Source organism: Mesorhizobium erdmanii (genome assembly GCF_013170725.1).
Taxonomy (GTDB): Bacteria; Pseudomonadota; Alphaproteobacteria; order Rhizobiales; family Rhizobiaceae; genus Mesorhizobium; species Mesorhizobium erdmanii.
In genome coordinates this window covers 151,882-176,335 of record NZ_CP033361.1, presented here as the reverse complement: position 1 = coordinate 176,335, position 24,454 = coordinate 151,882, and the positions used below count along the sequence as shown (strand labels likewise).

Sequence of the window (24,454 nt, the reverse complement as noted above, 5' to 3'; positions counted from 1 at the left end):
CTGCTTGGGGGAATTGATAGCGCTTAAATCGACATGCCCGCTTCGCCCGAAAGCGCCATGGCTCTCATGGCCCGTCCGGGCCAGTGTGCCTGACCGAGAATGCCGCTGCTGCCGCCCGCGACGGCAAATCCAGCTTGAGCAATATGTTGGCGACGTGACGCTTGACCGTGTGCTCGCTCAGCCTGAGTTCGGCGGCGATAGCGGCATTGCTCTTGCCGTCGGCAACAAGGCTCACCACCTCGCTCTCCCTTACCGTCAGCACCGCCGGTTCGGCCGTTTTGGTCCTGGCACGACAGTCGGGCTCTAGGTGCTGTTCGGTCATTGCCCGTACCAGCGCCATCGGTTCGTCCAGATCGTCCAGCGCGATCCGGCTGGCATCCTCGAAATGCAGGCCTGAGCCGGTTGCGAGTTCCGCGACCAGCCGCGAAGCGATGATGTCGCCTCGGCTGGCGTGCGCGGCAAGCTGCATCGTTACACGGGCCGTCAACCCCACAGGCGGCCCCCGCAGTTCGATCTCACCGACATGGGCGCCCTGCGCGCTGGCCACGCCGATGCCTTGCGCCGCTTCGCGCAGTGCTGCCGCGCAGCGTATGGCGCGCGCCGGCCCCTCGAAGCGCGAAATCATCATTTCGCCCTGCGTCCCCAGCGCGCGGCCGCCATGGCGCCCAACCAGCAACCGCCAGGTTTCCTGGAACCGCTCGCTGCGTTCGCTCCACATTCGGTCGCCCATCCGCGTCGTATCGTAGATGCGCGTCACCAGAAGTGCCGCCAGCACGCGATCCACCTCGGCCACCGCAGGCTCACCAGTCAGGAACTCCTCGATCAGGTCGGCGACACGGTCGACGTCGCCGGTCCAGATCGGATGGTCGCGTCCGGGAATCTCGACCAGCCGCGCATTCGGGATTTTCTTGGCCAGGAAGCGGCTGGCGTCGGGATCGACGCGTGCATCGTTGCGGCGATGGATCAGCAGCGTTGGCGCGCCGATCGCCGCCAGCACGCCGCGCACGTCGATTTCCGCGTTCATCCGCGCCAGCGCCGCTGCTGCCGTCGGGCTCGCCGACAGCCGCTCGAAACGCGCCCACCACTGGGTGAAATGCGCGTCATCGACCCGGCCGGGCGCGAAATTGGGCAAGGTGGCTCCCGTGCCCCACGCCGTGTCGGCGTTGGCGATGAAGGCGTTGAGGCGTTCGGGCGGCATCACCCATTTGTGGAAATGCGCATAGCCGCCATAGAGCGCCAGCGCCCGCGTCCGCTCCGGATAGGTGGCGGCGAACAGCATTGCCATCGGTGCGCCTTCGGAAGCGCCGAGCAAGGCGGCCCGGCTGCTGCCGGCCGCATCCATCACCGCGCGCACATCGTCCATGCGGGTCTCCAGGCTGGGCAGGTTATGGACATCGACACGGTCGGAAAGACCGGTGCCGCGCTTGTCGAACAGGATCAGCCGTGAGAATGCCGAAAGCCGCCTCAAGAGCCTGGTATAGCCCTCGTCTTCCCAATGCAGGTCGAGATTGGAAATGAAGCCCGGGACGAAGACGAGATCAAACGAGCCCTGGCCGACCACCTGATAGGCGATCCGCACCTCGCCACTGAGGGCATATCGGGTCTCGATCGGCCTCACGAGTTTCTTGCGCCCGGCCTGACGATTTCTGATCGCCAACCATAGCAGAGCCGCGTCGATAGCGGCAGCTTAAACTTTAGCAGGAAGAAATATAAGCCGGCGCCGCCTGCGGCTATTTCTGCGCGCCAGCAAGGTCGCCCGGAGGGACCTTGATTCCAAGTTTCAAATCAGCCTCGGCTGGCGTGATCGGCCGTTTGATCCTGGCGGAGGCGACCACGACGAGTTCGTCGAAGCCGTCGGTGCCATTGTCCAGCATCTCGAAAAACTGCCGACGCATCCTGGGTTCCCAGAACTTGTTGATGTGCTCGGCGACGCCGGCAATGCCCTCCTCGCGCGGCCGGGAGTGGAAAAAGGCGGCGATCTGATTGGCCATGCGCACCAGTTTTTCGCTGGTGCTCGTGATGTGGTCTTCGTCATGCGACATGCTTGGCAACTCCCAAGACCACCCGGTCGGGGTGGGTGAAAACATCGAAATCATCACCGCGCACCAGCGCCACCAGCGTCATGCCGGCTTCATCAGCGGTGCGGATGGCAAGCGCGGTCGGCGCCGAGACGGCGATAATGAAGGCCGAGCCTATCGCCGCCGTCTTCTGCACCATTTCGACCGAGACGCGCGACGTCACCACGACAGCCCCCGATGCGCCGTTAATGCCGGCCTTGGCCAAAGCGCCGGCCAGCTTGTCCAGCGCATTGTGGCGGCCAACGTCCTCGCGCGCCATGACGACGCCCTTGCCGGGGATATAGAAGCCCGCGGCATGCACCGCGCCGGTTTCCTGATGCAGCGGCTGCACCTTCGACAACAGCTTCACGGAACGGGTGATATCTTCGGCATCAAGCGTAAGTTTTGACGCACTAACAGCATCGACGGAGCGCATCGCTTCCTCGATGGACTCGATGCCGCACAGCCCGCAGCCGACAGGTCCGGCAAGCCTGCGCCGCCGCGCCTCGAAGCGCGTATTGGCGAGATCCTTCAGCCGGATCTGGATATCGATGCCGGCACCGTGATCCTCGACCTCGATCGCCTCGATTTCCTGGCTGTCGGCGATGATGCCTTCGGTCAACGAGAAACCGAGCGCGAAATCCTCAAAATCGGCCGGGCTCGCCATCATCACCGCATGCGTCGTGCCGGCGAAGGAAAACGCCACCGGCGTCTCCTCGGGCACCATGCGGTTACCCGCAGCCGTGCCGCTGGCGCGGTGCGCCAGCCGCGATGTCTCAGTCGTTGCTTTGCGGCGCGCTGCCAAGACTACTCCGCCGCCTGCAGCGGGGCGATGCGCCGGCTGTGCTCGGCCTGCTCGTTGTAATCGCGCTGCCAGTCCGACGGGCCGTTCGAGGCGCCGACCTGTACCGCCGTCACCTTGTACTCCGGACAGTTGGTCGCCCAGTCGGAGAAGTCGGTGGTGATGACGTTGGCCTGCGTGTCCGGATGGTGGAAGGTTGTGTAGACCACGCCAGGCGACACACGGTCGGTGATCAGCGCCCGCAACGTCGTCTCGCCGGAGCGGCTGGTCAGCCGCACCCAGTCGCCATCCCTGAGTCCGCGGTTTTCGGCGTCATGTGGATGGATCTCAAGCCGATCTTCCGAATGCCACATGACATTCTCGGTGCGCCGCGTCTGCGCCCCGACATTGTACTGGCTGAGGATACGGCCGGTGGTCAAAAGCAGTGGGAAGCGTGGCCCGGTCTTCTCGTCGGTCGCAACATATTCGGTGCGGATGAACTTGCCCTTGCCGCGCACGAAACCGTCGATATGCATGATCGGCGTGCCGAGCGGCGCCTTTTCGTTGCAGGGCCATTGCACCGATCCGACACGGTCGAGCAGATCGAAGGAGACGCTGGCGAAGCTCGGCGTCGTCTTGGCGATCTCGTCCATGATCTCGGAAGGATGCTGGTAGTTCCAGTCCAGCCCGATCGCACGGGCAAGCTCCTGCGTCGCTTCCCAGTCGGCATAGCGCGCCTTTGGCTCCAGCACCTTGCGCACCATGTTGATGCGGCGCTCGGCATTGGTGAAGGTGCCGTCCTTCTCGAGGAAGGTCGAGCCCGGCAGGAAGACATGCGCGTAGTTCGCCGTCTCGTTGAGGAAGAGGTCGTGCACGACGACGCATTCCATGGCGGCGAGGCCGGCGGCGACATGCTTGGTGTCGGGGTCGGATTGCAATATGTCCTCGCCCTGGATGTAGATGCCCTTGAACGAGCCGTCGACAGCGGCATCCAGCATGTTGGGGATGCGCAGGCCGGGTTCATCGTCCAGCTTCACGCCCCACAGGCTTTCATAGATGTCGCGCACTGCCTCGCCCGAGATGTGGCGATAGCCGGGCAGTTCGTGCGGAAAGGAGCCCATGTCGCACGAGCCCTGCACGTTGTTCTGGCCGCGCAGCGGATTCACGCCGACACCAGGCCGGCCGATATTGCCGGTAGCCATGGCGAGGTTGGCGATCGCCATCACCGTGGTTGAGCCCTGGCTGTGCTCGGTGACGCCGAGGCCGTAATAGATCGCGCCGTTGCCGCCCTTGGCATAGAGCCGCGCAGCACCCCGGATCAGCTCCGGGTCGACGCCGGAAAGCTTGCCTACGGTTTCCGGGCTGTTCTCCGGCAAGGCGACGAAGGAAGCCCAATCCTGGAACTCCGTCCAGTCGCAGCGTTCGCGGATGAAGGCTTCGTCGAACAGCCCTTCGGTGACGATGACATGCGCCAGCGACGTCAGCACCGCCACGTTGGTGCCGGGCTTCAGCGGCAGGTGATAGTCGGCCTCGATATGCGCCGACTTGACCATCTCGGTGCGGCGCGGATCGAGCACGATCAGCTTGGCCCCCTGACGCAGCCGCTTCTTGAGCCGCGAGGCGAACACTGGATGGGCGGATGCGGGATTGGCGCCGATGATGACGGCGACATCGGTGAACTCGACGGAGTCGAAATCCTGGGTGCCGGCAGAGGTGCCATAAGTCTGGCCGAGGCCGTAGCCGGTCGGCGAGTGGCAGACGCGGGCGCAGGTATCGACATTGTTGTTGCGGAAACCCTGCCGCACCAGCTTCTGGACGAGATAGGTTTCCTCGTTGGTGCAGCGCGAGGAGGTGATGCCGCCGATCGAGGTGCGGCCGTATTGATACTGGATCCGGCGGAATTCCTTGGCCGTGTGGGCGATCGCCTCTTCCCAGCTCACTTCCCGCCAGGGGTCGCTGACCTTCTCGCGGATCATCGGCGACAGGATGCGGTCCTTGTGGGTGGCGTAGCCATAGGCGAAGCGGCCCTTCACGCAGGAATGGCCGTGGTTCGCCATGCCATCCTTGTAGGGCATCATGCGAATGACCTCGTCGCCCTTCACTTCGGCCTTGAACGAGCAGCCGACGCCGCAATAGGCGCAGGTGGTCACGGCCGAGCGCTCCGGCATGCCCTTTTCGAGCACTGTCTTTTCGCGCAGTGCATCGGTCGGGCAGGCCTGCACGCAGGCGCCGCAGGAGACGCATTCCGAGGCGATGAAATCCTCATGCATGCCGGCAACCATGCGCGATTCGAAACCGCGGCCTTCGATGGTCAGCGCGAACGTGCCCTGCACTTCCTCGCATGCCCGCACGCAGCGCGAGCAGACGATGCATTGCGCCGGATCATAAGTGAAATAGGGGTTGGATTCATCGCGGGCGATGTAGTCCACCGCCAGCGAACCATGGCCCGGCGCGACGCCGTTCTCTTCCTTGACGTGGTTGCGGCCTTCGACGCCGTAGCGGTTCTCGGAGAGGCCGACCGACTTCGCCACCGCGTCGAACTCGCTCGCGCCGGTCCCGGCCTTTTCGTTCCAGCCGGTCGGATGGTCGGAAACGTAAAGTTCCATGACGCCGCGGCGGATGGCGTCGAGCCGGTCGGACTGCGTGCGCACCACCATGCCTTCGCCCACCGGTGTCGTGCAGGAGGCCGGCGTGCCGCCGCGCCCTTCGATCTCGACCAGGCAGACACGGCAGGAGCCGAACGAATCCAGCATGTCGGTGGCGCAAAGCTTGGGAATCTCGACCCCACCTTCCATCGCCGCGCGCATGATCGACGTGCCTTCCGGCACGCTGATGCTGCGGCCGTCGACGATCAGCGTGATCTGCTTTTGCGCCTTCGATTCCGGGGTTCCGTAGTCGAGTTCCTCGACGAGTGTCGGGAAGTCGGCCTTGATGTTCATCTGCCAGCTCCTATTCAGCAGCCACGCGCGCCGGCGCGGGCTTGAAATCCTCGGGGAAATGCGTGATCGAGCTCATCACCGGGTAGGGGGTGAAGCCGCCCAGCGCGCACAGCGACCCGAACTTCATCGTGTTGCAGAGGTCGGTGACCAGCGCGAGGTTCTTTTCCGGTTCGATACCCGCGGCGAGCCTGTCGATGGTCTCGACGCCGCGCGTCGAGCCGATGCGGCAGGGTGTGCACTTGCCACAGCTCTCGATGGCGCAGAATTCCATGGCAAAGCGCGCCTGCTTCAACATGTCTGCGGTGTCGTCGAACACGGTGATGCCGGCATGGCCGATCAGCCCGTCACGCTTGGCGAACTCCTCGTAGTCGAACGGCGTGTCGAACAGCGCGCGCGGGAAATAGGCGCCAAGTGGCCCGCCGACCTGCACCGCCTTGACCGCCCGGCCCGTTGCCGTGCCGCCGCCGATATCGTCGACAATCTCGCCCAGCGTCAGACCGAAAGCCGTTTCGAACAGGCCGCCTTGCTTGACGTTGCCGGCGATCTGGATCGGGATCGTGCCGCGCGAGCGACCCATGCCGAAATCCTTGTAGAAGGTGGCACCCTTGTCCATGATGATCGGAACGGACGCCAGCGAGATGACGTTGTTGATCACCGTCGGCTTGCCGAACAGCCCCTGGATGGCCGGCAGCGGCGGCTTGGCACGAACCACGCCCCGCTTGCCTTCCAGGCTGTTCAACAGCGAGGTCTCCTCACCACAGACATAGGCCCCGGCGCCGACGCGGATTTCCATGTCGAAGGCATTGGGCGAACCCAGCACGTTGACGCCGAGCACGCCAGCCTTGCGGGCGATTTCGACGGCCTTGTTCATGACGGCCACCGCATGCGGATATTCCGAGCGGATGTAGACGAAACCCTTGGTCGCGCCGGTGGCGACGCCGGCGATCGCCATGCCTTCGATCAGCACGAAGGGGTCGCCTTCCATGATCATGCGGTCGGCGAAGGTGGCGCTGTCGCCCTCGTCGGCGTTGCAGACGATGTATTTGCGCTCGGACGTCGTATCCAGCACCGTCTTCCATTTGATGCCCGTCGGGAAACCCGCGCCACCACGACCGCGCAGGCCGGACTCGGTCACCTGCTTGACGATCTCGGCCGGCGCCATGGCCACCGCGTTCTGCAGGCCCTTGAGGCCGCCGAGCGATTTGTACCCGTCGAGCGACAACGGGTCGTTGATGCCGCAGCGCGCGAAAGTCAGCCGCGTCTGCTTGGCCAGGAACGGGATCTTGTCGGGCGCGCCCAGCCAGCGCTTGTGATGGCCGCCGGTGAGGAAGCCGCTGTCGAACAGGCTCTTGACGTCCGACGGCTTGACCGGCCCGTAGGCGACGCGGCCGTTGGCGGTCGCCACCTCGACCATCGGTTCGAGGAAATAGGCGCCGCGCGAGCCATTACGGACGATCTTGGCCTCGATGCCACGCTCGGCGAGCTCGGCGCGAACAGCCTTGGCGACCTTTTCCGCACCCAGCGCCAGCGCGCCGGAATCGCCGGGAATGTAGATGCGCGGGATCATGAGCGTACCTCCGCGACGATCTCATCGATCTTTTCGTCATCGAGCCGCCCGATCACCTCGCCATCGAGCATTGCCGACGGCGAACAGGCGCAGAGCCCCAGGCAATAGACCGGCTCGAGTGTAACCGATCCGTCGCGGGTGGTCTCGTGAAAATCGATGCCGAGCAATTGCTTGACCTTGGCGGCGACCGCATCCGAACCCATCGACTGGCAGGCCTCCGCCTGGCAGAGCTTGAGCACATGGCGGCCGGCCGGGCGGGCCCGGAAATCATGGTAGAAGGTGACGACACCGTGCACCTCGGCCCTGGACAGGTTCAGCCCATCGGCGATGACGGGCACGGCGTCCTGTGGTACGTGGCCGAATTCTTCCTGGATGCCGTGCAGGATCGGCAATAGCGGGCCTTCAAGGCCCTTCATCTCTTGAACAATCGCGGCGGTGCGCGATGCGATCTCGGTACTTGCGGCCTGCATCGTCATGCAGTGCCCTCCCTGGGTCGTTGCGTCTGGCGCTAAGTGCTTAAGAAATCAGAGGAAACCTCTGAAATCAATAAAGCTGTTCCGTTGCTTGATAGAAATCTTCTATCAAGCGCCGTCAGCTATCCTGTGTAGCGCTAGCGGTGGGTACGGAAATCGTCTGCCAGCGCCATTGCCTCGTCCAGCAGCGCCTGCACCAGCGGCGTATGCGGCTCGCGTGGCGCCGCGACCAGGCCGACCGTGTGGCTGGCGTCGGGCTCGACGATCGGGATGGCCCGGATCGGCTCGGAAAAGCCGAATGTTTCCGCAAGGTTAAGCGGCATGATCGATGACCATTTGCCGGTCCGGATATGCGAGAACAGCACGATCATCGAGTTGGATTCGAGCGTCGGCCGCACTTGCACGCCAGCCTCCGCCAGGTGCTGGTCGATGATGCGGCGGTTCTGCATGTCCGGCGTCAACAGGCAAAGCGGCAACTGGCTGATCTCGGCCCATGTCACTTTGTCGCGGTCGGAATAGGGGTTTCCGATGGCGGTGATCAATTGATAGCGCTCGTCATAGAGCGGCACGCTGGTCACCCGCCCGAGCGGCTCGTTGTCGAGATAGGTAATGCCGGCGTCGACATCGAAATTACCGAGCAGCGACAGCACCTCGATCGAGGTCCGCGACAGGATCGAGAAGGTGACGCCCGGATGCTTGTCGCGAAACGGCGTCGTCAGACGCGCCACCATGGCCAGTGCCGTCGGGATGGCGGCAATGCGGATGCGGCCGGACAGGCCGTGGCGGGCCGCGCGCATTTCCTCGCGCATGGTCCTCGAATCGCCGACGATGCGGCGCGCCCACTCCAGCACCTGCTTGCCTTCTGGCGTCAGCCCCTGGAAACGCGATCCGCGGTTGACCAGCATGACGCCGAGCTGGCCCTCCAACTGCTTGATGCCGGCAGACAAGGTCGGCTGGGTGACGCCGCAGACTTCCGCCGCACGGCCGAAATGCTCCTCCTTGGCCAGCGCAATGAAGAATTCGAGTTTGTCGATCATGCCATCCATCCGGTCGTCACGTACAGGCTCGGGGAATTTGTCCTTTGCCGCAAGCGGCATACGCAATTGCTCCGCATCCACATCTTTCAGCTGGCTTACTGTTTCCCACTGCATCACGCGGCGCTATGTCAATGAAACGGTCGTGAACTAGGCGCGATGGGAGACTGACATGCTGGGCTGGTTCCGCAAGCTGTTGCCGCGCGAAGATCGTTTCTTCGAGCTGTTCGAGCGCCATTCCCGCACCGTGGTCGGCGGCGCGGAGGCGCTGCAGCAGCTTCTGCAGGGCAACGATATCGAGCGCTGGTGCCAGAAAATCGTCGATCTCGAGGACGAGGCCGATCATATCACGGCGGAAGTCCTGCTTGCGGTGCGGCGCTCGTTCATAACGCCTTTCGATCGGGGCGATATCAAGGATCTGATCCAGTCGATGGATGATGCCATCGACATGATGCACAAGACCGTCAAGACGGTAAGGCTGTTCGAGAAGCGTGAGTTCGACCCGCTGATGCAGGAAATGGGCGCCGTCATCGTCGACGCCGCCCGACTGGTCGCGGAGGCGATCCCGCTGCTTGCCAAGGTCGGCGCCAACAGCGCACGTCTCAATGCCCTCGCCGAGGAGGTGATGCGTGCCGAAGGCCGCGCCGACGATCTGCATGAGCAGGGCCTGAAGGATCTGTTCAGGCGGCATGGGCGCAGTGACGCGATGGCCTATCTGATCGGTTCGGAGATCTATGGTCAGCTGGAGAAGGTGGTCGACCGCTTCGAGGACGTCGCCAACGAGATCAGCGGCATCGTCATCGAGAACGTTTAGGCAATGGAAGCCACCATCGCCTTTCCTGTGCTGGCCGGCCTCGTTGTCGTCGCGCTGTTCTTCGATTTTCTGAACGGCCTGCATGATGCGGCAAATTCCATTGCCACCATCGTCTCCACGCGCGTGCTGAGGCCGCAATATGCGGTTTTGTGGGCGGCATTCTTCAACTTCATCGCCTTCATGTTCTTTGGTCTTCATGTTGCCGAGACCGTGGGCAAAGGCATTGTCGACGTTACTATTGTCACGCCGGCGGTGATCTTTTCAGCTCTCGTCGGCGCCATCGTCTGGAACATCGTCACCTGGATTGCCGGGATTCCCTCGAGCAGTTCGCACGCACTGATCGGCGGACTGGTCGGCGCTGGCATCGCAAAGGCGGGCATCGGCGCAATCGTCTGGTCGGGACTTGGCAAGACGGTTGCCGCGATCGTGCTGTCGCCGGCGACCGGCTTTGTCCTGGCGCTCGCCCTGATCCTGGTGGTTTCGTGGCTGTTCGTGCGCCAGACGCCGTTCGCTGTCGACAGCGCCTTTCGCGTGCTGCAGTTCTTTTCCGCTTCGCTCTACTCGCTCGGTCATGGCGGCAACGATGCGCAGAAGACCATGGGCATCATCGCCGTGCTGCTGTATTCGCAAGGCATGCTCGGCACCACCTTCTACGTGCCGCTCTGGGTCGTCCTGACCTGCCAGTCGGCGCTGGCGCTTGGTACGCTGTTCGGCGGCTGGCGGATCGTCCATACAATGGGTTCGAAGATCACCCGCCTCAATCCGATGCAGGGCTTTTGCGCCGAAACCGGCGGCGCCATCACGTTGTTCGCCGCCACCTGGCTCGGCGTTCCCGTATCGACCACCCATACGATCACTGGCGCCATCATCGGCGTCGGCGCCGCCCGCCGCGTCTCGGCGGTGCGCTGGGGCATCGCCGGCAACATCGTCATCGCCTGGATCGTGACCTTGCCCGCGACGGCGGCGATTTCGGCTCTCACCTACCTAGCCGTCAACCTCGCGGGGTGAGGTGGGCGGCACCCGGCGCGCCGGCAATCGCGATATGGCCTATCCGTTGACAAGATTGAGGATGTTGCCGTCCGGGTCCTTGAACCATGCGACCTTCATGCCTTGGCCGACATGGACATCGCCCTCGATTTTCAGTCCGGGCATTGCGTAATGCTCAAAGGCGACGCCTTTCGATTTCAACGATTTGACGACAGTCTCGATCTGGTCGCCGACCGTCCATGTGACCGCCGTCGCCTTGTTGGTCCTGGCAAACTCGGAATGATAGACATTGATGAAGGTGTCGCCGCTTTTGTAGACGATCAAGTCGCCACCTATATCGTCTACCTGCTTGAGGCCCAGCGTCCCTTCATAAAACGCCTTTGCTCTCGCCAGGTCTTTCACCGCCACATTGGCCGTTGCGTTGCTGTTCGCGAGCATGACCGTATCCTTCCTTGATTGTCTTCCCTCATGCTGCCCACTGAAATAGGTCGCGTGCCGTGTTTGGCGACGGCTATCCAACGAGGTTCTCGCTCGCGGAACCAAGGGTGCGTCGAGTCGGCTGCTTGGTTCTCCCCCAGAACTGCATTATCTGAAGTGCCGAACGCTGAGGAAAAGATCATGTCCGTCACCAAAGAAATCGTCACCGAGCGTCTGAAGACGGTCAACGGGCCGGACTTCACCGGCAATATCGTCGACCTCGGCATGGTTTCCGAGATTTTCATCGCCGATTCGAAGGTCTTCTTCTCGATCACCGTCCCCGCCGCCCGTGCGCAGGAGATGGAGCCGCTGCGCGCCGCCGCCGAGCGTGTCGTCAAGGCTATCCCCGGTGTTGCCGGTGCGGTTGTCGCGCTGACGGCGGAAAAGAAGGGCGGCGGCATGGAGGCCCCGGTTCCGGCGCGTCCCGCACCCAGGCCGGCTCCGCCCGCCGCGCCGCGACCGGCGCCGCATGCCCCGGCGTCGCACAGTCAAGGCAAGCGTGGCGTGCCCGGCATCGAGGCGATCATCGCGGTTGCTTCCGGCAAGGGCGGAGTCGGCAAGTCGACCACCGCCGTCAACCTCGCGCTTGGCCTTGCCGCCAACGGCTTGCGGGTCGGCGTGCTTGATGCCGACATTTATGGCCCGTCGATGCCGAAGCTGCTCGACATCCACGGCCGGCCGCAGACGGTCGACGGCAAGATCCTGAAGCCGATGGAGAATTACGGCCTCAAGGTGATGTCGATGGGCTTCCTCGTCGATGAGGAGACGCCGATGATCTGGCGCGGGCCGATGGTGATGTCGGCGCTGACGCAGATGCTGCGCGAGGTCGAATGGGGCCGGCTCGACGTGCTCGTCGTCGACATGCCGCCCGGCACCGGCGACGCGCAGCTGACCATGGCGCAGCAGGTGCCGCTGGCCGGCGCCGTCATCGTCTCGACGCCGCAGGACCTGGCGTTGATCGACGCCCGCAAGGGGCTCAACATGTTCAAGAAGGTCGACGTGCCGCTGCTCGGCATCGTCGAGAACATGAGCTACTTCATCGCGCCTGATACCGGCAAGCGCTACGACATTTTCGGCCATGGCGGCGCGCGCCGCGAGGCAGAGCGCCTCGGCGTCACCTTCCTTGGCGAAGTGCCGCTCGAAATGGGAATCCGCGAAAGCTCGGATGAAGGAGCGCCGGTGGTGGCCTCGAAGCCCGACAGCGCCGAGGCGAAAATCTATCGCGACATCGCCGCCAAGGTCTGGGACAGGGTCAATGAAGAGCGCGGCGCGGCGGAAGCGGCGGTGCCAAGCATCGTCTTCGAGTGACCGTGAGCGTCAGCCGCCGACCTTCTCGCCAAATTTGGAAAAGAACTGCCCCGCCAGTTTCTTCGACGTCGACTCGATCAGCCGGCTGCCAAGCTGGGCGATCTTGCCGCCAACTTCGGCCTTGGCGGCATATTTGAGCACCGTGGCGTCCGGTCCATCCGCCGTCAGCGTTACGTCGGCGCCGCCTTTGGCGAAGCCGGCGATGCCGCCCTTGCCTTCGCCCTGGATGGTGTAGGAATGCGGCGGCTTGAGGTTCTTCAGCGTCACTTCGCCGTTGAAGGTCGCCTTGATCGGCCCGATCTTCAGCACGACCGTCGCCGCCATCTCGGTCGGCGACTTCATCTCCAGGCTCTGGCAGCCGGGAATGGCGTCTTTCAGGATGACCGGGTCGTTCAGCGCTTCCCAGACTTTTTGCAGGGGTGCGGCAATGCGTTCCTCGCCTTCGATCACCAAAGCCATCAAGAACCTCCCAGAAACAATGGTTCGAAGCCCTAGCGCAGGGCCGCTGTTGTGTCTATCGCACCAAAGTGCGGGTTAGGAACGCGCGTGCCCCTTGCTTGCATTGACGCGTTGTCATATCGATTTGTCATACAAATACGGAGACCGTGATGGCCGGCGCCCCCACCAAGAAGAAAAAATTCCGCTCGCAGGAGTGGTTCGACAACCCCGACAATCCGGGAATGACGGCGCTCTATCTGGAGCGCTACCTGAATTACGGGCTGACGCGCGCCGAACTGATGTCGGGCAAGCCGCTGATCGGCATCGCCCAGACCGGCTCGGACCTGTCGCCTTGCAACCGGCACCACATCGAGCTCGCCAAGCGCGTGCGCGAGGGCATCGTCTCGATGGGCGGCATCCCCTTCGAATTCCCTTGTCATCCGATCCAGGAGACCGGCAAGCGCCCGACCGCAGCACTCGACCGCAACCTTGCCTATCTCAGCCTGGTCGAGGTGCTCTACGGCTATCCGCTCGACGGCGTCGTGCTGACCATCGGCTGCGACAAGACCACGCCGGCGCTGCTGATGGCGGCGGCGACCGTCAACATTCCGGCTATCGCGCTTTCGGTCGGTCCAATGCTGAACGGCTGGCACAAGGGCAAGCGTACAGGGTCCGGCACCATCGTCTGGGAATCGCGCCAGCGTCTCTCGGCCGGCGAGATCGACTATGACGAGTTCATGGATATCGTCGCATCCTCGGCGCCCTCCACCGGCTACTGCAACACCATGGGCACCGCCACCACGATGAATTCGCTGGCCGAGGCGCTCGGCATGCAGTTGCCCGGTTCGGCCGCCATCCCAGCGCCATACCGCGAGCGCGGCCAGATCGCCTACGAGACCGGCAAGCGCATCGTCGACATGGTGCATGAGGATCTGAAGCCCTCCGACATCATGACGCGCAAGGCCTTCGAGAACGCCATCGTCGTCAATTCCGCGATCGGCGGTTCCACCAACGCGCCGATCCATCTCAACGCCATTGCCCGCCATCTCGGCGTGCCGCTCGACAATGACGACTGGCAGGAGATCGGCCTCAAAGTGCCGCTGATCGTCAATCTGCAGCCGACCGGCGAGTATCTCGGCGAGGATTACCATCATGCCGGCGGCGTGCCGGCGGTGGTGGCCGAACTGATGAAGGGCGGGCTGCTGCCGCATCCCGATGCCCTGACGGTCAACGGCAAGGCAATTGGCGACAATTGCAAGGCGGCGGTCGTCGAAAACGCCGACGTCATCCACAGTGTCGACAAGCCGCTGAAGGCCAATGCCGGCTTCATCAACTTCAAGGGCAACCTTTTCGATTCGGCGATCATGAAGATGAGCGGCATCTCGCCGGAATTCCGCGAGCGCTATCTCTCCAACCCGAAGGACCCGGAAGCATTCGAAGGCAACGCCATGGTCTTCGACGGTCCCGAGGATTACCACGCCCGCATCGACGATCCGGCGCAAGGCATCGACGAGCATACGATCCTGTTCATGCGCGGCGCCGGCCCGGTCGGCTATCCCGGCGGTGCCGAGGTCGTCAACATGCAGCCGCCGGCTTACCTCATCAAGAAGGGCATCCATTCGCTGGCCTGCATCGGCGACGGCCGCCAATCGGGTACGTCGGGCTCGCCTTCGATCCTGAACGCCTCGCCGGAAGCCGCCGTTGGCGGCGGACTGGCGCTGCTCAAGACTGGCGACCGCGTTCGCATCGACCTGAACAAGGGCACCGCCAACATCCTGGTCAGCGACGACGAGATCGCCAAGCGGCGTGCGGCGCTGCAGGGCAATGGCGGCTACCACTATCCGCAGCACCAGACGCCATGGCAGGAAATCCAGCGCGGCATGGTCGATCAGTTCGACCAGGGAATGGTGCTGAAGCCGGCGGTGAAATACCAGGATGTCGCTCACACCAGGGGCGTCCCCAGGGACAATCATTGATTGCCCCGGGGGCAATCACTGATTGCTCCGGGGACAACCGCTGAGCGCCTGCTTGCGAGGTGTCGACATCAACGACAGACGGCGGCTTGACCCGGATCAAGTCGCCGCTCGCGATCCTTGACAAGCGCGCCCAACAAATTCACCATCGCGACCAAGGGGTGCATCGCGACGACCCCGTGAGGCGTCAGCCTAACGTTCGCGTCCAAGCTTCTCTGTCAGGAGGTGGACGCCATGCCGTCAACAACCGCTATCACCGTATCGCAACTGTCCCGTCTGGTCGGTTTGCCGGGTGCCCCGGTAATCATCGATGTTCGCATCGATGAGGATTTCGATGCCGATCCGCGTCTGCTGCCGACCTCGAGCCGGCGTGATTTCAAAACCGTTTCTACCTGGGCCGCCGAATTTGCCGGCAGGCAAGTTTCGGTCGTCTGCCAGCGAGGGCAGAAACTGTCGCAAGGTGTCGCCGCCTGGCTGCGGCACGACGGCATTCCCGCCGAGTCTCTCGAAGGCGGCTTCGAGGCCTGGCGCGGCGCCGGGGGGATTCTGGTCCGCATCGACAATTTGCCGACGCGCGATGAAAAGGGCCGCACCGTATGGGTGACGCGATCCCGCCCGAAGGTCGACCGCATCGCCTGCCCTTGGTTGATCCGGCGTTTCGTCGATCCTCACGCGGTCTTCCTGTTTGTCGAACCCGGTGAAGTGTCGGCTGTAGCCGACCGTTTTCAGGCCGTGCCGTTCGACATCGACAATGTGTTCTGGAGCCATCGTGGCGATCGCTGCACCTTCGACACGATGATCGAGGAGTTCGGGCTGGAATCCGCGGCGCTCGATCGCCTTGCCGGGATTGTGCGCGCGGCCGACACCGCAAACCTCGACCTGGTGCCCCAGGCCGCCGGCTTTCTGGCTGCCTCGCTTGGCCTGTCGCGGATGTTTCGCGATGATCTGGAGCAGTTGGAAGCGGGCATGCTGCTCTACGATGCTTTCTTCCGCTGGTGCCGCGACGCCACCGAAGAGACGCACAACTGGCCCGCCACGGGCACGGGCAAACCGTCATGAGCACGCTCGTCCCGGAAGAGAGAGCGGTGAACATCGAGGCTCCAGTTGCGCCGAGCTTTGGCGAAGCCTTCAAGTTGTGGGCGAAAATCGGGCTGCTCAGCTTCGGCGGGCCGGCCGGGCAGATCGCACTGATGCACAGGGAATTGGTCGAGGAGCGGCGCTGGATCGGTGAACAGCGTTTTCTGCATGCGCTGAACTACTGCATGCTGCTGCCCGGCCCGGAAGCCCAGCAGCTCGCCATCTACATCGGCTGGCTGCTGCACAGGACGCTCGGCGGCCTTGTCGCCGGCATCCTGTTCGTCGTGCCGGGCGCGCTGGTCATGCTGGTCTTGAGCAGCCTCTACGTACTCTATGGCGACGTACCGCTCGTCGAGGCGCTGTTTTTCGGGGTGAAGGCGGCGGTGCTTGCCATCGTCGTCGAGGCGGTGATCCGCATCGGACGGCGCGCCCTGAAAAACCGGGCCATGGTGTGGATCGCGGTCGCGGCCTTCATCGCCATCTATGCGTTGAATGTGCCGTTCCCGCTCATCATCCTGCTCGCTGGCCTGACGGGATGGCTGGGAGACCGCGTTGCGCCGGGCCTGTTTTCCAGCTCCGCGCATGGCAGTGGCGACACTGCCGACAGCAAGGGTGCGGTCGACCTGATGTTCGAGCGCGGCGAACTGACCCATGTCGAACCGACCAGATGGCATGCGCCGCGCACGATCGCGATCTGGCTGCCGATCTGGCTCGGGCCCGTTCTGCTCATCTGGTGGTTCACAGGGTCCGCCAGCGTGTGGACGGAGATAGGCCGGTTCTTCAGTCTGATGGCGGTCGTCACCTTCGGCGGCGCCTATGCCGTGCTTGCCTATGTCGCACAGGCCGCTGTGCAGTCCTTCGGCTGGCTTGCGCCTGGTGAAATGGTCGACGGCCTCGGGCTTGCCGAAACCACGCCGGGTCCGCTCATCCTGGTGTTGCAGTTTGTCGGCTTCATCGCCGCGTTCCGCCACTCCGGATCACTGAACCCGTTGCTTGGCGGATCGCTCGGCGCGCTGCTGACCTTGTGGGTGACGTTCACGCCGTGCTTCTTCTGGATATTCCTCGGCGCGCCCTACATCGAGGCCCTGCGCGGCAACAAGGCATTGTCAGCCGCGCTCGGTGCTGTCACCGCCGCGATTGTCGGCGTGATCATGAACCTCGCTCTGTGGTTTGCCTTGCACGTCGTTTTCCGCCAGGTGCACGCAATGAGCTTCGGTATGACCCTGCCGGTGATTTCGTCGATCGACTGGCGGGCGGCGCTGCTTTCCTGTGTCGCGATGGTCGCCATTCTGAGGCTGAAGATCGGCGTGCTGCCGACGCTCGCCGGATCAGCCCTTGCCGGTGTCTTGCTGTTGGCAGCGAGGGGATAGAGACTCGCCTGCCTTTGTATTCCGCTCGCCGACCACCTAAGTGGTCGAAAACGGATCGGAACATCATGGCGAAACGACGCTCTTCCCTCGGCTTCCTCGGCATGTTCGGCCGCTCGGGCGACCTGCGGCAGCTCGACATCGCTTTGCGTGGCGCCGACCTGCACCCCGCGCTCGTGCCGGAGGGCGTTAAACTCACCATCGTCAATCTGATGAAGGATCAATGGCCCGACGAGCCGCCGCCACAGGCCTATACTGCCGTGGCGCAATTGGTCGGCTACTGCATCGCCGGGTCGGACATTTTCGAGCGCTCGCATGGCCCGCAGCAGCGGCAGGAGATGGAGCGCCGTATCGAGGACGCTGTCGAAGCGGGCGACAGCTTCGATGCGCAAATCGTGCTGATGACGCTGCATGCCAAGCTGATCAACCCCGAGGTCGTCGAGCGTTACGGACTGAGCGCGGGTTGACGGGAAGCGAACCTACCCACCCATATTGGCGCGCGGCAGTTTGATCATATCACCAAAGCGGGTGCGCAGTTTGTCGTCGAGCAGTTTCGGCACGTGGCGCGGGAAACGCTCGGCAAGCACGCGCTTCTTCTCGATGATTGCCCGCTGCAATATGTCGGGCCGTCCCTTCTCGTTCCATTCCTTCGGCGAAAACCGGTCGCCGACGGCCGGATAGAAATATTCGGTCTGCATCAGCCGCAGCGTCTGCTCGTTGCCGAGATAGTGGCCCGGCCCCTTCAGGCAGACATCGCCGATGGTGTCGATCGACAGCGCTTCGTCGGTCACCTCGATGCCGCGCACGCAGCGCAGGCAGTGGCCGAGCATGTCATTGTCGATGATTAGGCTCTCCAGGCAGAAGCCGAGCAGGGAGGCATGCATGCCGGCCGATTCATAGACGAGGTTGAGCCCGGCAAGGCCGGCCATCACGTCGGTGATGCCCTTTTCGTAGCCGGACTGGATGTCGGGCAGTTTCGAATCCGTCATGCCGGCGGCCGAACCGCCCGGCAGATCGTAGAATTGCGCCATCTGCGCGCAGGCCGCGGTCAACACCGCCTGCTCGGCCGAGCCGCCAGACATGGCGCCGGTCCTGAGGTCCGACACGAACGGCCAGGTGCCGAAAATCGCCGGATGTCCCGGCTTGATGGCGTTGACATAGACAAGGCCAGCCAGCACTTCGGCCACCGCCTGCACCACCGCACCGGCAATCGCCGCCGGTGCGGTCGCGCCGGCCTGTCCGGCCGACAACAGCAGGATCGGGATGCCGCCCTCGACGCAGGCTTCGAGCACGCCACAGGCGTCCTCGGCGAATTTCATTGGCGGCACGACGAAGCAGTTGGAGTTCGATACGAACGGTCTGGCGCGGAAATTCTCCTCGCCGCCGGCAATGGCATAGAGCATTTCGAGCGCCGGCTGCACGTTCTCACGCACCGTGAACGAGGTGCCGACATGCTTGGACGTACCCATCACGCAGGCGTAGAGCGTGTTGAAGTCCATCTCGAGCGGATCGGGAATGTCGCGCGGCACCATCGGCCGCTGGAAGAAATGGATGTTGTCGAGCCCATCGACGATGCGGGCGGCATCGTAAATGTCCTGGAGCAGTGATTCGCGATATTCGCGCTTCTCGACATCGACCAGATGCACGGCGGCTCCGGCCGTGCCGTAATGCACGCGCTTGCCCTGGATCACCATGTCGTGTTTCGGGTCCTGGCCGTGCAAGGTGAAATTGCGCGCCGCTTTTCTGATGGTGTCTAGCACCAGCGCGCGCGGAAAACGGATGCGGCCGTCATCGCCATGGGTTGCGCCGGCCTTGGTCAGCGCCTCGATGCAGGAGGGGATGGCATTGGCGAAGCCGACCGTCTCCAGCAGCGTCAGAACCGCCTCGTGGATGCGTTCCTGGTCGTTGCCGCGCAACGGTCCGTAGCTGCCGCCCTCGAGGCCGGCGCGCACCGGCCTGATGTCGTCGGCCAAGGGCGCTGCCCTCATCGCACGGCGCGCTTCGCGTCCACCGGAACGGCGCGAGCGTTGATCCGCCGCCGTATCCTGCTTTTCAAGAACCACTGACATGGAGACACTCCACTTTCTCTCGGAAACAGGGCGGCGGTTGGTCCACCATCGGCTGCTTCTTCCCCTTTATGCTCCGACTATGCTGCCGGCATTGGTACAGCCTATGAGCCAGGCGATCCGGTTGCATATGCCAGAGCTAAAGGAGTCGGAGCCGCACATGGGCGGCTCCGGTCAGGAGTGGAGTGGGTGGATCAGGCAGCCGCCGGTCTGCGGCCGGCTGCGGTGGCGAGTTCGCGAATACCGGGCTCGATATGCTGCAGCGCGATCGAGGAGATGCCCAACCGCATGAAACGCGAAGGCTTTTCGGTGCGGTCGAAGAAGCGGTCTCCCGGCTCGATGATGACGCTGCGCGAGGCGGCGGCCTCGGCCAAACCGCGGGAATCGGTACCCCGCGGTCCTTCCAGCCACAGCGAGGTGCCGCCGGCCGAATCGGTCGAGCGCCATTCCGGCAGGAAAGCGGAAATCGCATGGACCAGGCGCTTGCGCCGTTCGTCGAAGGCACTCGACAGCCGCCGTACCAGGGCCTCGTGATGACCGAGCGACAGGAACAGTGCCACGGCGCGCTGATTGTTCGCCGGCGGATGGCGCAGCATGAAACGGCGTAGCGCCCTGAGCTCGGAGATTAGTCCAGCAGAGGCCACGATGTAGCCAAGCCGCAGGCCGGGAGCCAGCGTCTTCGACATCGAGCCGACATAGATGACGCGGCCGGAGCGATCGAGGCTCTTCAGCGACTGCTGCGGCGCCTCGTCGAGAAGCTGGCTGTCATAGCCGTCTTCGATGATGATCTGATTGTGCCGGTTGGCGCGTGCAAGCAGATCCTGCCGCCGCTCGGCCGACAACGGCACCATGGTCGGGCAATGATGGCTGGGCGTGACGAAGACGAAGCCGGAATCATTGGGGATAGAGGAGGTTACGATGCCCGACTGGTCGACCGGCACCGGCTGGATGTCAGCGCCGGCAAGGCGAAAGATCGAGCGCGCATCGGGGTAGCCGGGGTCTTCCATCGCCACTTTCGAGCCCTTGGTCATCAACAGAGACGCCAGCATGTAAAGCGCGTTCTGTGCGCCCAGCGTGACGATGATCTCGTCGGGATTGGCGAAGATGCCGCGCCGCGGCAACAGCCGCGCCTGGATCTGCTCGATCAACAGCGGATCGTCACGGTCGACCATGTCGGACGCCCAGTTGCGGATTTCGAGCACGGCCAGCGCCATGCGGTTGCACTCGCGCCACTCGGCGGTCGGGAACAGCGCCGGGTCGAACTGGCCGTAGACGAAGGGGTAGGACGACTTGATCCAGTTCTCGTGCTTGGCCGGCGGCGGCATGTCGCTGGCGGCGATCTGCCGGCGCGCCTTCCAGTCGATCTCGTTGGCCTGGTCGGGCGCCTTCTGGTGCGGCTTGGCCGGTGTCGCCAGCACGTCGGGATTGACGAAATGGCCACGCCGCTCGCGCGCTACCAGGAAACCCTGGTCGACGAGTTGCTGGAAGGCCAGCACCACGGTGCCGCGCGCCACGCCGAGTTTTTCGGCCAGGATCCGGCAGGAGGGAAGCGGCATCGAAGCGGCAATCTGGCGATCGAGAATGGCGGCCACGATGGCTTGGCGGATCTGCGCCTGCAGGGTCTGGCCGGATTCAGCCGAAATCCGGAACAGGCCGGACCATATCGCCGTGTCGTTTCTCTGTGGCATGGGAGATGTTCCTCGATGGCCAGCTTTTTTCGCTTGGCTGGACCAGTCGAATGTAACGGTGGCACAAGGGGTTGCGCCAATCAATTTTTCTGATCTTTGGGATTTATGCCAGTGATCCTTCCGCCGAGATCAGTCGGTTCCCGCCTTGCCGTGGGATGCATCGTGCCATGGCATTGTGATGCGATGCGGCATCACCGCGTATTGACCGCACGGAATTCGGCTCAATAGGTTTGTCGCGACGACACGCGACGGAAACATCCGGTCTGATAAAGTACGTCGAAAAAGCCAGGAGTCCCGCCAGTGGATAAATCAGCCTTCCAGAAACAGCTCGCCGCCTTGCGCGATCATCGCGCCGCGGCACCTGCCAGCATGCGCCAGGCCTTTGCCGCCGATCCACAGCGATTCCAGACATTCTCCGCCACCGACGGCGACCTGTTGCTCGACTGGTCGAAATGCGCGGTCGATGCCATCGCCATGGACTTGCTGCAAAAACTGGCCAGTGCCGCCGATCTCGAAGGCCGCCGCGCCGCGATGTTCGCCGGCAAGAAGATCAACATCACCGAGGACCGCGCCGTACTGCACACGGCGCTCCGTAATCTGAGCGGCAAGGGCGTCATCGTCGATGGCCAGGACGTCAAGGCCGATGTCCTTTCCGTGCTCGACGCGATGGGCGCTTTCGCCGATGCCATCCGTTCCGGCAAGGCGGTGGGCGCCACCGGCAAGAAGATCACCGACATCGTCAACATCGGCATTGGCGGCTCCGACCTCGGCCCGGCCATGGCGACGCTGGCGCTCGCCCCCTATCATGACGGGCCGCGCGCGCATTATGTCTCCAACATTGACGGCGCCCATATCCATGACACGCTCAAGGGCCTCTCAGCCGAAACCACGCTGTTCATCATCGCTTCCAAGACCTTCACCACCGTCGAGACGATGACCAATGCGCAGACCGCGCGCGACTGGGTGCAGAAGGCTCTCGGCAAGCAGGCGGTCGGCAAGCATTTCGCCGCGGTATCGACGGCGCTCGACCTGGTCGCCAAGTTCGGCATCGAGCAGGATCGCGTCTTCGGCTTCTGGGACTGGGTCGGGGGTCGCTATTCGGTCTGGGGCGCGATTGGCCTTCCCGTCATGATCGCCGTCGGCCCGAGGAACTTTCGCGCCTTCCTCGATGGCGCCCACGAAATGGACGAGCATTTCCGCACCGCCCCGCTGGAGAAGAACCTGCCAGCGCTGCTGGGGCTGGTCGGCTGGTGGCATCGTGTCATCTGCCAATATCCGGCGCGCGCGGTCATCCCCTATGACCAGCGCCTGTCCCGGCTGCCGGCCTATCTGCAGCAACTCGATATGGAATCGAACGGCAAGGGCGTCACTCTCGACGGCACTCCCGTGACGACACCGACCGGGCCATTGGTCTGGGGCGAGCCGGGCACCAATGGCCAGCATGCCTTCTTCCAGCTCCTGCACCAGGGCACGGACTTCATCCCGGTCGAATTCCTTGCCGCGGCTGTCGGCCACGAGCCCGATCTCAAGCACCAGCATGATTTGCTGCTCGCCAATTGCCTGGCGCAATCGGAAGCGCTGATGAAGGGCCGCACGCTGGACGAAGCGCGCGCGCAGATGCTGGCCAAGGGCATGAAGCCGGCCGATGTCGACAAAATTGCACCGCACCGCGTTTTCTCGGGCAACCGGCCGTCGATGACCATCCTCTACCGCAAACTCGACCCGCGCACCTTCGGCCGGCTGATCGCGCTCTACGAGCACCGCGTCTTCGTCGAGGGCACGCTGTTCAACATCAATTCCTTCGACCAGTGGGGTGTCGAGCTCGGCAAGGAACTGGCGACCGGCCTGCTGCCTGTCGTGGAAGGCAAGGAAAGCGCCGCAAATCGGGACGCCTCGACCAGGGGCCTTGTGGAACGCATCCATGAATTGCGTGGTTCGGAGTGAAAAGTTTGACAGACATCAAGGGCATATTGTTCGACAAGGACGGGACACTTGTCGACTTCAACGCGACCTGGCTCGGCGTTGCCGATTTCATGGCCATGGATGCCGCCGATGGCGATCGCTGGAAGGCCGACCGGCTGCTCGCCGCGGCAGGCTTCGATTTCGCCAACCGGCGCTTCAAGCCGGACTCCATCTTTGCCTCCGGCACCAATCTAGACGTTGTCGAACTGTGGTTTCCGCGCCTGTCGAACGAAGATCAGATGCTGGCCGTCGCCCGCTTCAACGAGATCACCTCGGTGCAGGGCTCGGCAATGGCGGTGGCGCTGCCTGATATCGTCGACACCTTGGCGGTGCTGCACAACAGGTCCTACCGGCTTGGCGTTGCCACCAATGATTCCACCAGCGGTGCGGAAAAAACCCTGGTCACGCTGGGCGTCGCGCAACTGTTCGACGCCGCTTACGGATATGACGCTGTCGCCAATCCCAAACCCGCGCCCGACACCATCCAGGCCTTTTGCGACCTTACCGGCCTGAAGCCGTCGGAGATCGCCATGGTTGGCGACAACCGCCATGATCTCGAAATGGCGCGCGCCGGTGGCTGTGGGCTGGCGGTGGGCGTGCTTTCCGGCACCGGTACGCGTGAATCGCTGGCCGAGATTGCCGACGTCATCCTGGATTCGGTTGCCGACCTGCCGGATTTCCTCTCGGCGCGGGTCAAGGAGACGGTCTAGCCGCCTGGTTCGGTTTCGAAACGAAAGACGCCGCTTGGTCTTGCGGCTGCGTCTTTCGCATCGCCGAAATCCGGCACATCATATTCGGCAAGCAGGCGCAACCGCGACCGGGGCAGATGGACCCTGCCCGGATCGCCAACCAGGATCTCGATGCCGGCGGCGAAGCAGCGGTTGAGGAAAGGCATGACGCGCTCGGCGACGTCTTGCCCGTAGAATACGTCACCGGCGAGTACGAGATCGACCGAGGGCGGCGAACCCTTGGTGATATCGTCATTTACCACGGCGATCGCGACGCCGTTGGCCGCCGCATTGAGGCCGATCGCGATAACGCCGTTGCGGTCGATCTCGGCGGCGATCACCTGGCGCGCGCCGACCTTCGCGGCGGCGATGCCGACAATGCCTGAACCCGCCCCGAGGTCGAGCACGCGGCGGCCCGCCACGGTCATCGGATGGTCGAGGATGTAACGCGCCAGCGCCGCGCCCCCGGCCCAGGCATAGGCCCAGTAGGGCGGCTGCGGTTCCGCAGCCGCCTCGTCGGCATCGTCTTCCCGATCGATGAGCCGACTCAACCCACTGCCAGGATGGGCGGTGTAGAACCGGATTTCGGCAAGCGCGGGCACCGGGACAAGGCGCATGTTCGCCTTGATGAATTCCGCCGGGTCGATGCGCCGCTGCCGGTCCGGCATAACGTTGCCCGGCAACTCATTGCATGGCGCGTTGTCGCCGGCGCAATCCT

21 protein-coding genes are annotated in these 24,454 nt (G+C 63.7%); 9 read left to right on the top strand and 12 right to left on the bottom strand.

Annotation, left to right across the window (positions count from 1 at the left end; translation table 11 throughout):
* Positions 1-64: 64 nt before the first annotated feature.
* The 7 genes from EB233_RS00815 to EB233_RS00785 form a co-directional block, all read right to left on the bottom strand.
* Complete coding sequence (locus EB233_RS00815; protein ID WP_064990726.1) at positions 65-1,618, bottom strand: alpha/beta fold hydrolase; 1,554 nt, start codon at positions 1,616-1,618, stop codon at positions 65-67.
* Between the two features lie 112 nt (positions 1,619-1,730).
* Positions 1,731-2,042 carry a formate dehydrogenase subunit delta gene (locus EB233_RS00810; protein WP_064990456.1) on the bottom strand — a complete coding sequence of 104 codons (312 nt, stop codon included), beginning with the start codon at positions 2,040-2,042 and terminating at the stop codon, positions 1,731-1,733.
* Positions 2,032-2,862 carry a formate dehydrogenase accessory sulfurtransferase FdhD gene (gene fdhD / locus EB233_RS00805; protein ID WP_064990457.1) on the bottom strand — a complete coding sequence of 277 codons (831 nt, stop codon included), beginning with the start codon at positions 2,860-2,862 and terminating at the stop codon, positions 2,032-2,034. The genes EB233_RS00810 and fdhD overlap by 11 nt, the downstream gene beginning before the upstream one ends.
* 2 nt (positions 2,863-2,864) lie before the next feature.
* Entirely contained in the window at positions 2,865-5,777 is a 2,913-nt protein-coding gene (fdhF, locus tag EB233_RS00800) for a formate dehydrogenase subunit alpha (protein ID WP_064990458.1), read from the bottom strand.
* A gap of 10 nt (positions 5,778-5,787) precedes the next feature.
* Positions 5,788-7,344 carry a formate dehydrogenase beta subunit gene (locus tag EB233_RS00795; RefSeq protein ID WP_064990459.1) on the bottom strand — a complete coding sequence of 519 codons (1,557 nt, stop codon included), beginning with the start codon at positions 7,342-7,344 and terminating at the stop codon, positions 5,788-5,790.
* Complete coding sequence (locus EB233_RS00790) at positions 7,341-7,820, bottom strand: formate dehydrogenase subunit gamma (RefSeq protein WP_027052599.1); 480 nt, start codon at positions 7,818-7,820, stop codon at positions 7,341-7,343. The genes EB233_RS00795 and EB233_RS00790 overlap by 4 nt, the downstream gene beginning before the upstream one ends.
* A 134-nt stretch (positions 7,821-7,954) precedes the next feature.
* Entirely contained in the window at positions 7,955-8,854 is a 900-nt protein-coding gene (locus EB233_RS00785) for a LysR family transcriptional regulator (RefSeq protein WP_027052598.1), read from the bottom strand.
* A gap of 169 nt (positions 8,855-9,023) precedes the next feature.
* Between EB233_RS00785 and EB233_RS00780 the strand changes: the two genes are divergently transcribed.
* Both EB233_RS00780 and EB233_RS00775 read left to right on the top strand, forming a co-directional pair.
* Positions 9,024-9,665: a DUF47 domain-containing protein gene (locus EB233_RS00780; protein ID WP_064990460.1), complete on the top strand. Its 642-nt coding sequence runs from the start codon at positions 9,024-9,026 to the stop codon at positions 9,663-9,665.
* 3 nt (positions 9,666-9,668) lie between these two features.
* Complete coding sequence (locus tag EB233_RS00775) at positions 9,669-10,673, top strand: inorganic phosphate transporter (protein WP_064990461.1); 1,005 nt, start codon at positions 9,669-9,671, stop codon at positions 10,671-10,673.
* 39 nt (positions 10,674-10,712) lie between these two features.
* Here EB233_RS00775 and EB233_RS00770 read toward each other — a convergent pair whose 3' ends face one another.
* Positions 10,713-11,090, bottom strand: a complete 378-nt coding sequence (locus tag EB233_RS00770; protein WP_064990462.1) for a VOC family protein — start codon at positions 11,088-11,090, stop codon at positions 10,713-10,715.
* Between the two features lie 177 nt (positions 11,091-11,267).
* On the opposite strand from EB233_RS00770, the gene EB233_RS00765 reads away from it, so the two are divergent.
* Positions 11,268-12,437, top strand: coding sequence for an Mrp/NBP35 family ATP-binding protein (locus tag EB233_RS00765; RefSeq protein WP_244277738.1), 1,170 nt, complete (start codon positions 11,268-11,270; stop codon positions 12,435-12,437).
* 9 nt (positions 12,438-12,446) lie between these two features.
* On the opposite strand, the gene EB233_RS00760 is transcribed toward EB233_RS00765, so the two are convergent.
* Positions 12,447-12,896 (bottom strand): SRPBCC family protein, encoded by a 450-nt coding sequence (locus tag EB233_RS00760; RefSeq protein WP_027052593.1) that lies wholly within the window; start codon positions 12,894-12,896, stop codon positions 12,447-12,449.
* 149 nt (positions 12,897-13,045) lie between these two features.
* Here EB233_RS00760 and EB233_RS00755 point away from each other — a divergent pair, with 149 nt between their 5' ends.
* The 4 genes from EB233_RS00755 (at position 13,046) to EB233_RS00740 (ending at position 17,759) form a co-directional block, all read left to right on the top strand.
* Positions 13,046-14,851, top strand: coding sequence for an IlvD/Edd family dehydratase (locus EB233_RS00755; RefSeq protein ID WP_064990463.1), 1,806 nt, complete (start codon positions 13,046-13,048; stop codon positions 14,849-14,851).
* Positions 14,852-15,082: 231 nt separating this feature from the next.
* Positions 15,083-15,907 (top strand): chromate resistance protein ChrB domain-containing protein, encoded by an 825-nt coding sequence (locus EB233_RS00750; RefSeq protein ID WP_064990464.1) that lies wholly within the window; start codon positions 15,083-15,085, stop codon positions 15,905-15,907.
* Complete coding sequence (gene chrA / locus EB233_RS00745) at positions 15,904-17,295, top strand: chromate efflux transporter (RefSeq protein ID WP_064990465.1); 1,392 nt, start codon at positions 15,904-15,906, stop codon at positions 17,293-17,295. The genes EB233_RS00750 and chrA overlap by 4 nt, the downstream gene beginning before the upstream one ends.
* A 65-nt stretch (positions 17,296-17,360) precedes the next feature.
* Positions 17,361-17,759, top strand: a complete 399-nt coding sequence (locus EB233_RS00740) for a hypothetical protein (RefSeq protein WP_081294159.1) — start codon at positions 17,361-17,363, stop codon at positions 17,757-17,759.
* A 12-nt stretch (positions 17,760-17,771) separates the two neighbouring features.
* Here EB233_RS00740 and EB233_RS00735 read toward each other — a convergent pair whose 3' ends face one another.
* Complete coding sequence (locus EB233_RS00735) at positions 17,772-19,361, bottom strand: trimethylamine methyltransferase family protein (protein ID WP_064990466.1); 1,590 nt, start codon at positions 19,359-19,361, stop codon at positions 17,772-17,774.
* Between the two features lie 191 nt (positions 19,362-19,552).
* Positions 19,553-21,046: a MocR-like pyridoxine biosynthesis transcription factor PdxR gene (gene pdxR / locus EB233_RS00730; RefSeq protein WP_064990467.1), complete on the bottom strand. Its 1,494-nt coding sequence runs from the start codon at positions 21,044-21,046 to the stop codon at positions 19,553-19,555.
* Positions 21,047-21,346: 300 nt separating this feature from the next.
* Between pdxR and pgi the strand changes: the two genes are divergently transcribed.
* Together pgi and EB233_RS00720 are read left to right on the top strand one after the other, a co-directional pair.
* Positions 21,347-22,990, top strand: coding sequence for a glucose-6-phosphate isomerase (gene pgi, locus EB233_RS00725; protein ID WP_064990468.1), 1,644 nt, complete (start codon positions 21,347-21,349; stop codon positions 22,988-22,990).
* 5 nt (positions 22,991-22,995) lie between these two features.
* Positions 22,996-23,718, top strand: a complete 723-nt coding sequence (locus tag EB233_RS00720) for an HAD family hydrolase (protein ID WP_064990728.1) — start codon at positions 22,996-22,998, stop codon at positions 23,716-23,718.
* On the opposite strand, the gene EB233_RS00715 is transcribed toward EB233_RS00720, so the two are convergent.
* Positions 23,715-24,404, bottom strand: a complete 690-nt coding sequence (locus tag EB233_RS00715) for a class I SAM-dependent methyltransferase (protein ID WP_064990729.1) — start codon at positions 24,402-24,404, stop codon at positions 23,715-23,717. The genes EB233_RS00720 and EB233_RS00715 overlap by 4 nt on opposite strands.
* Between the last annotated feature and the right edge of the window lie 50 nt (positions 24,405-24,454).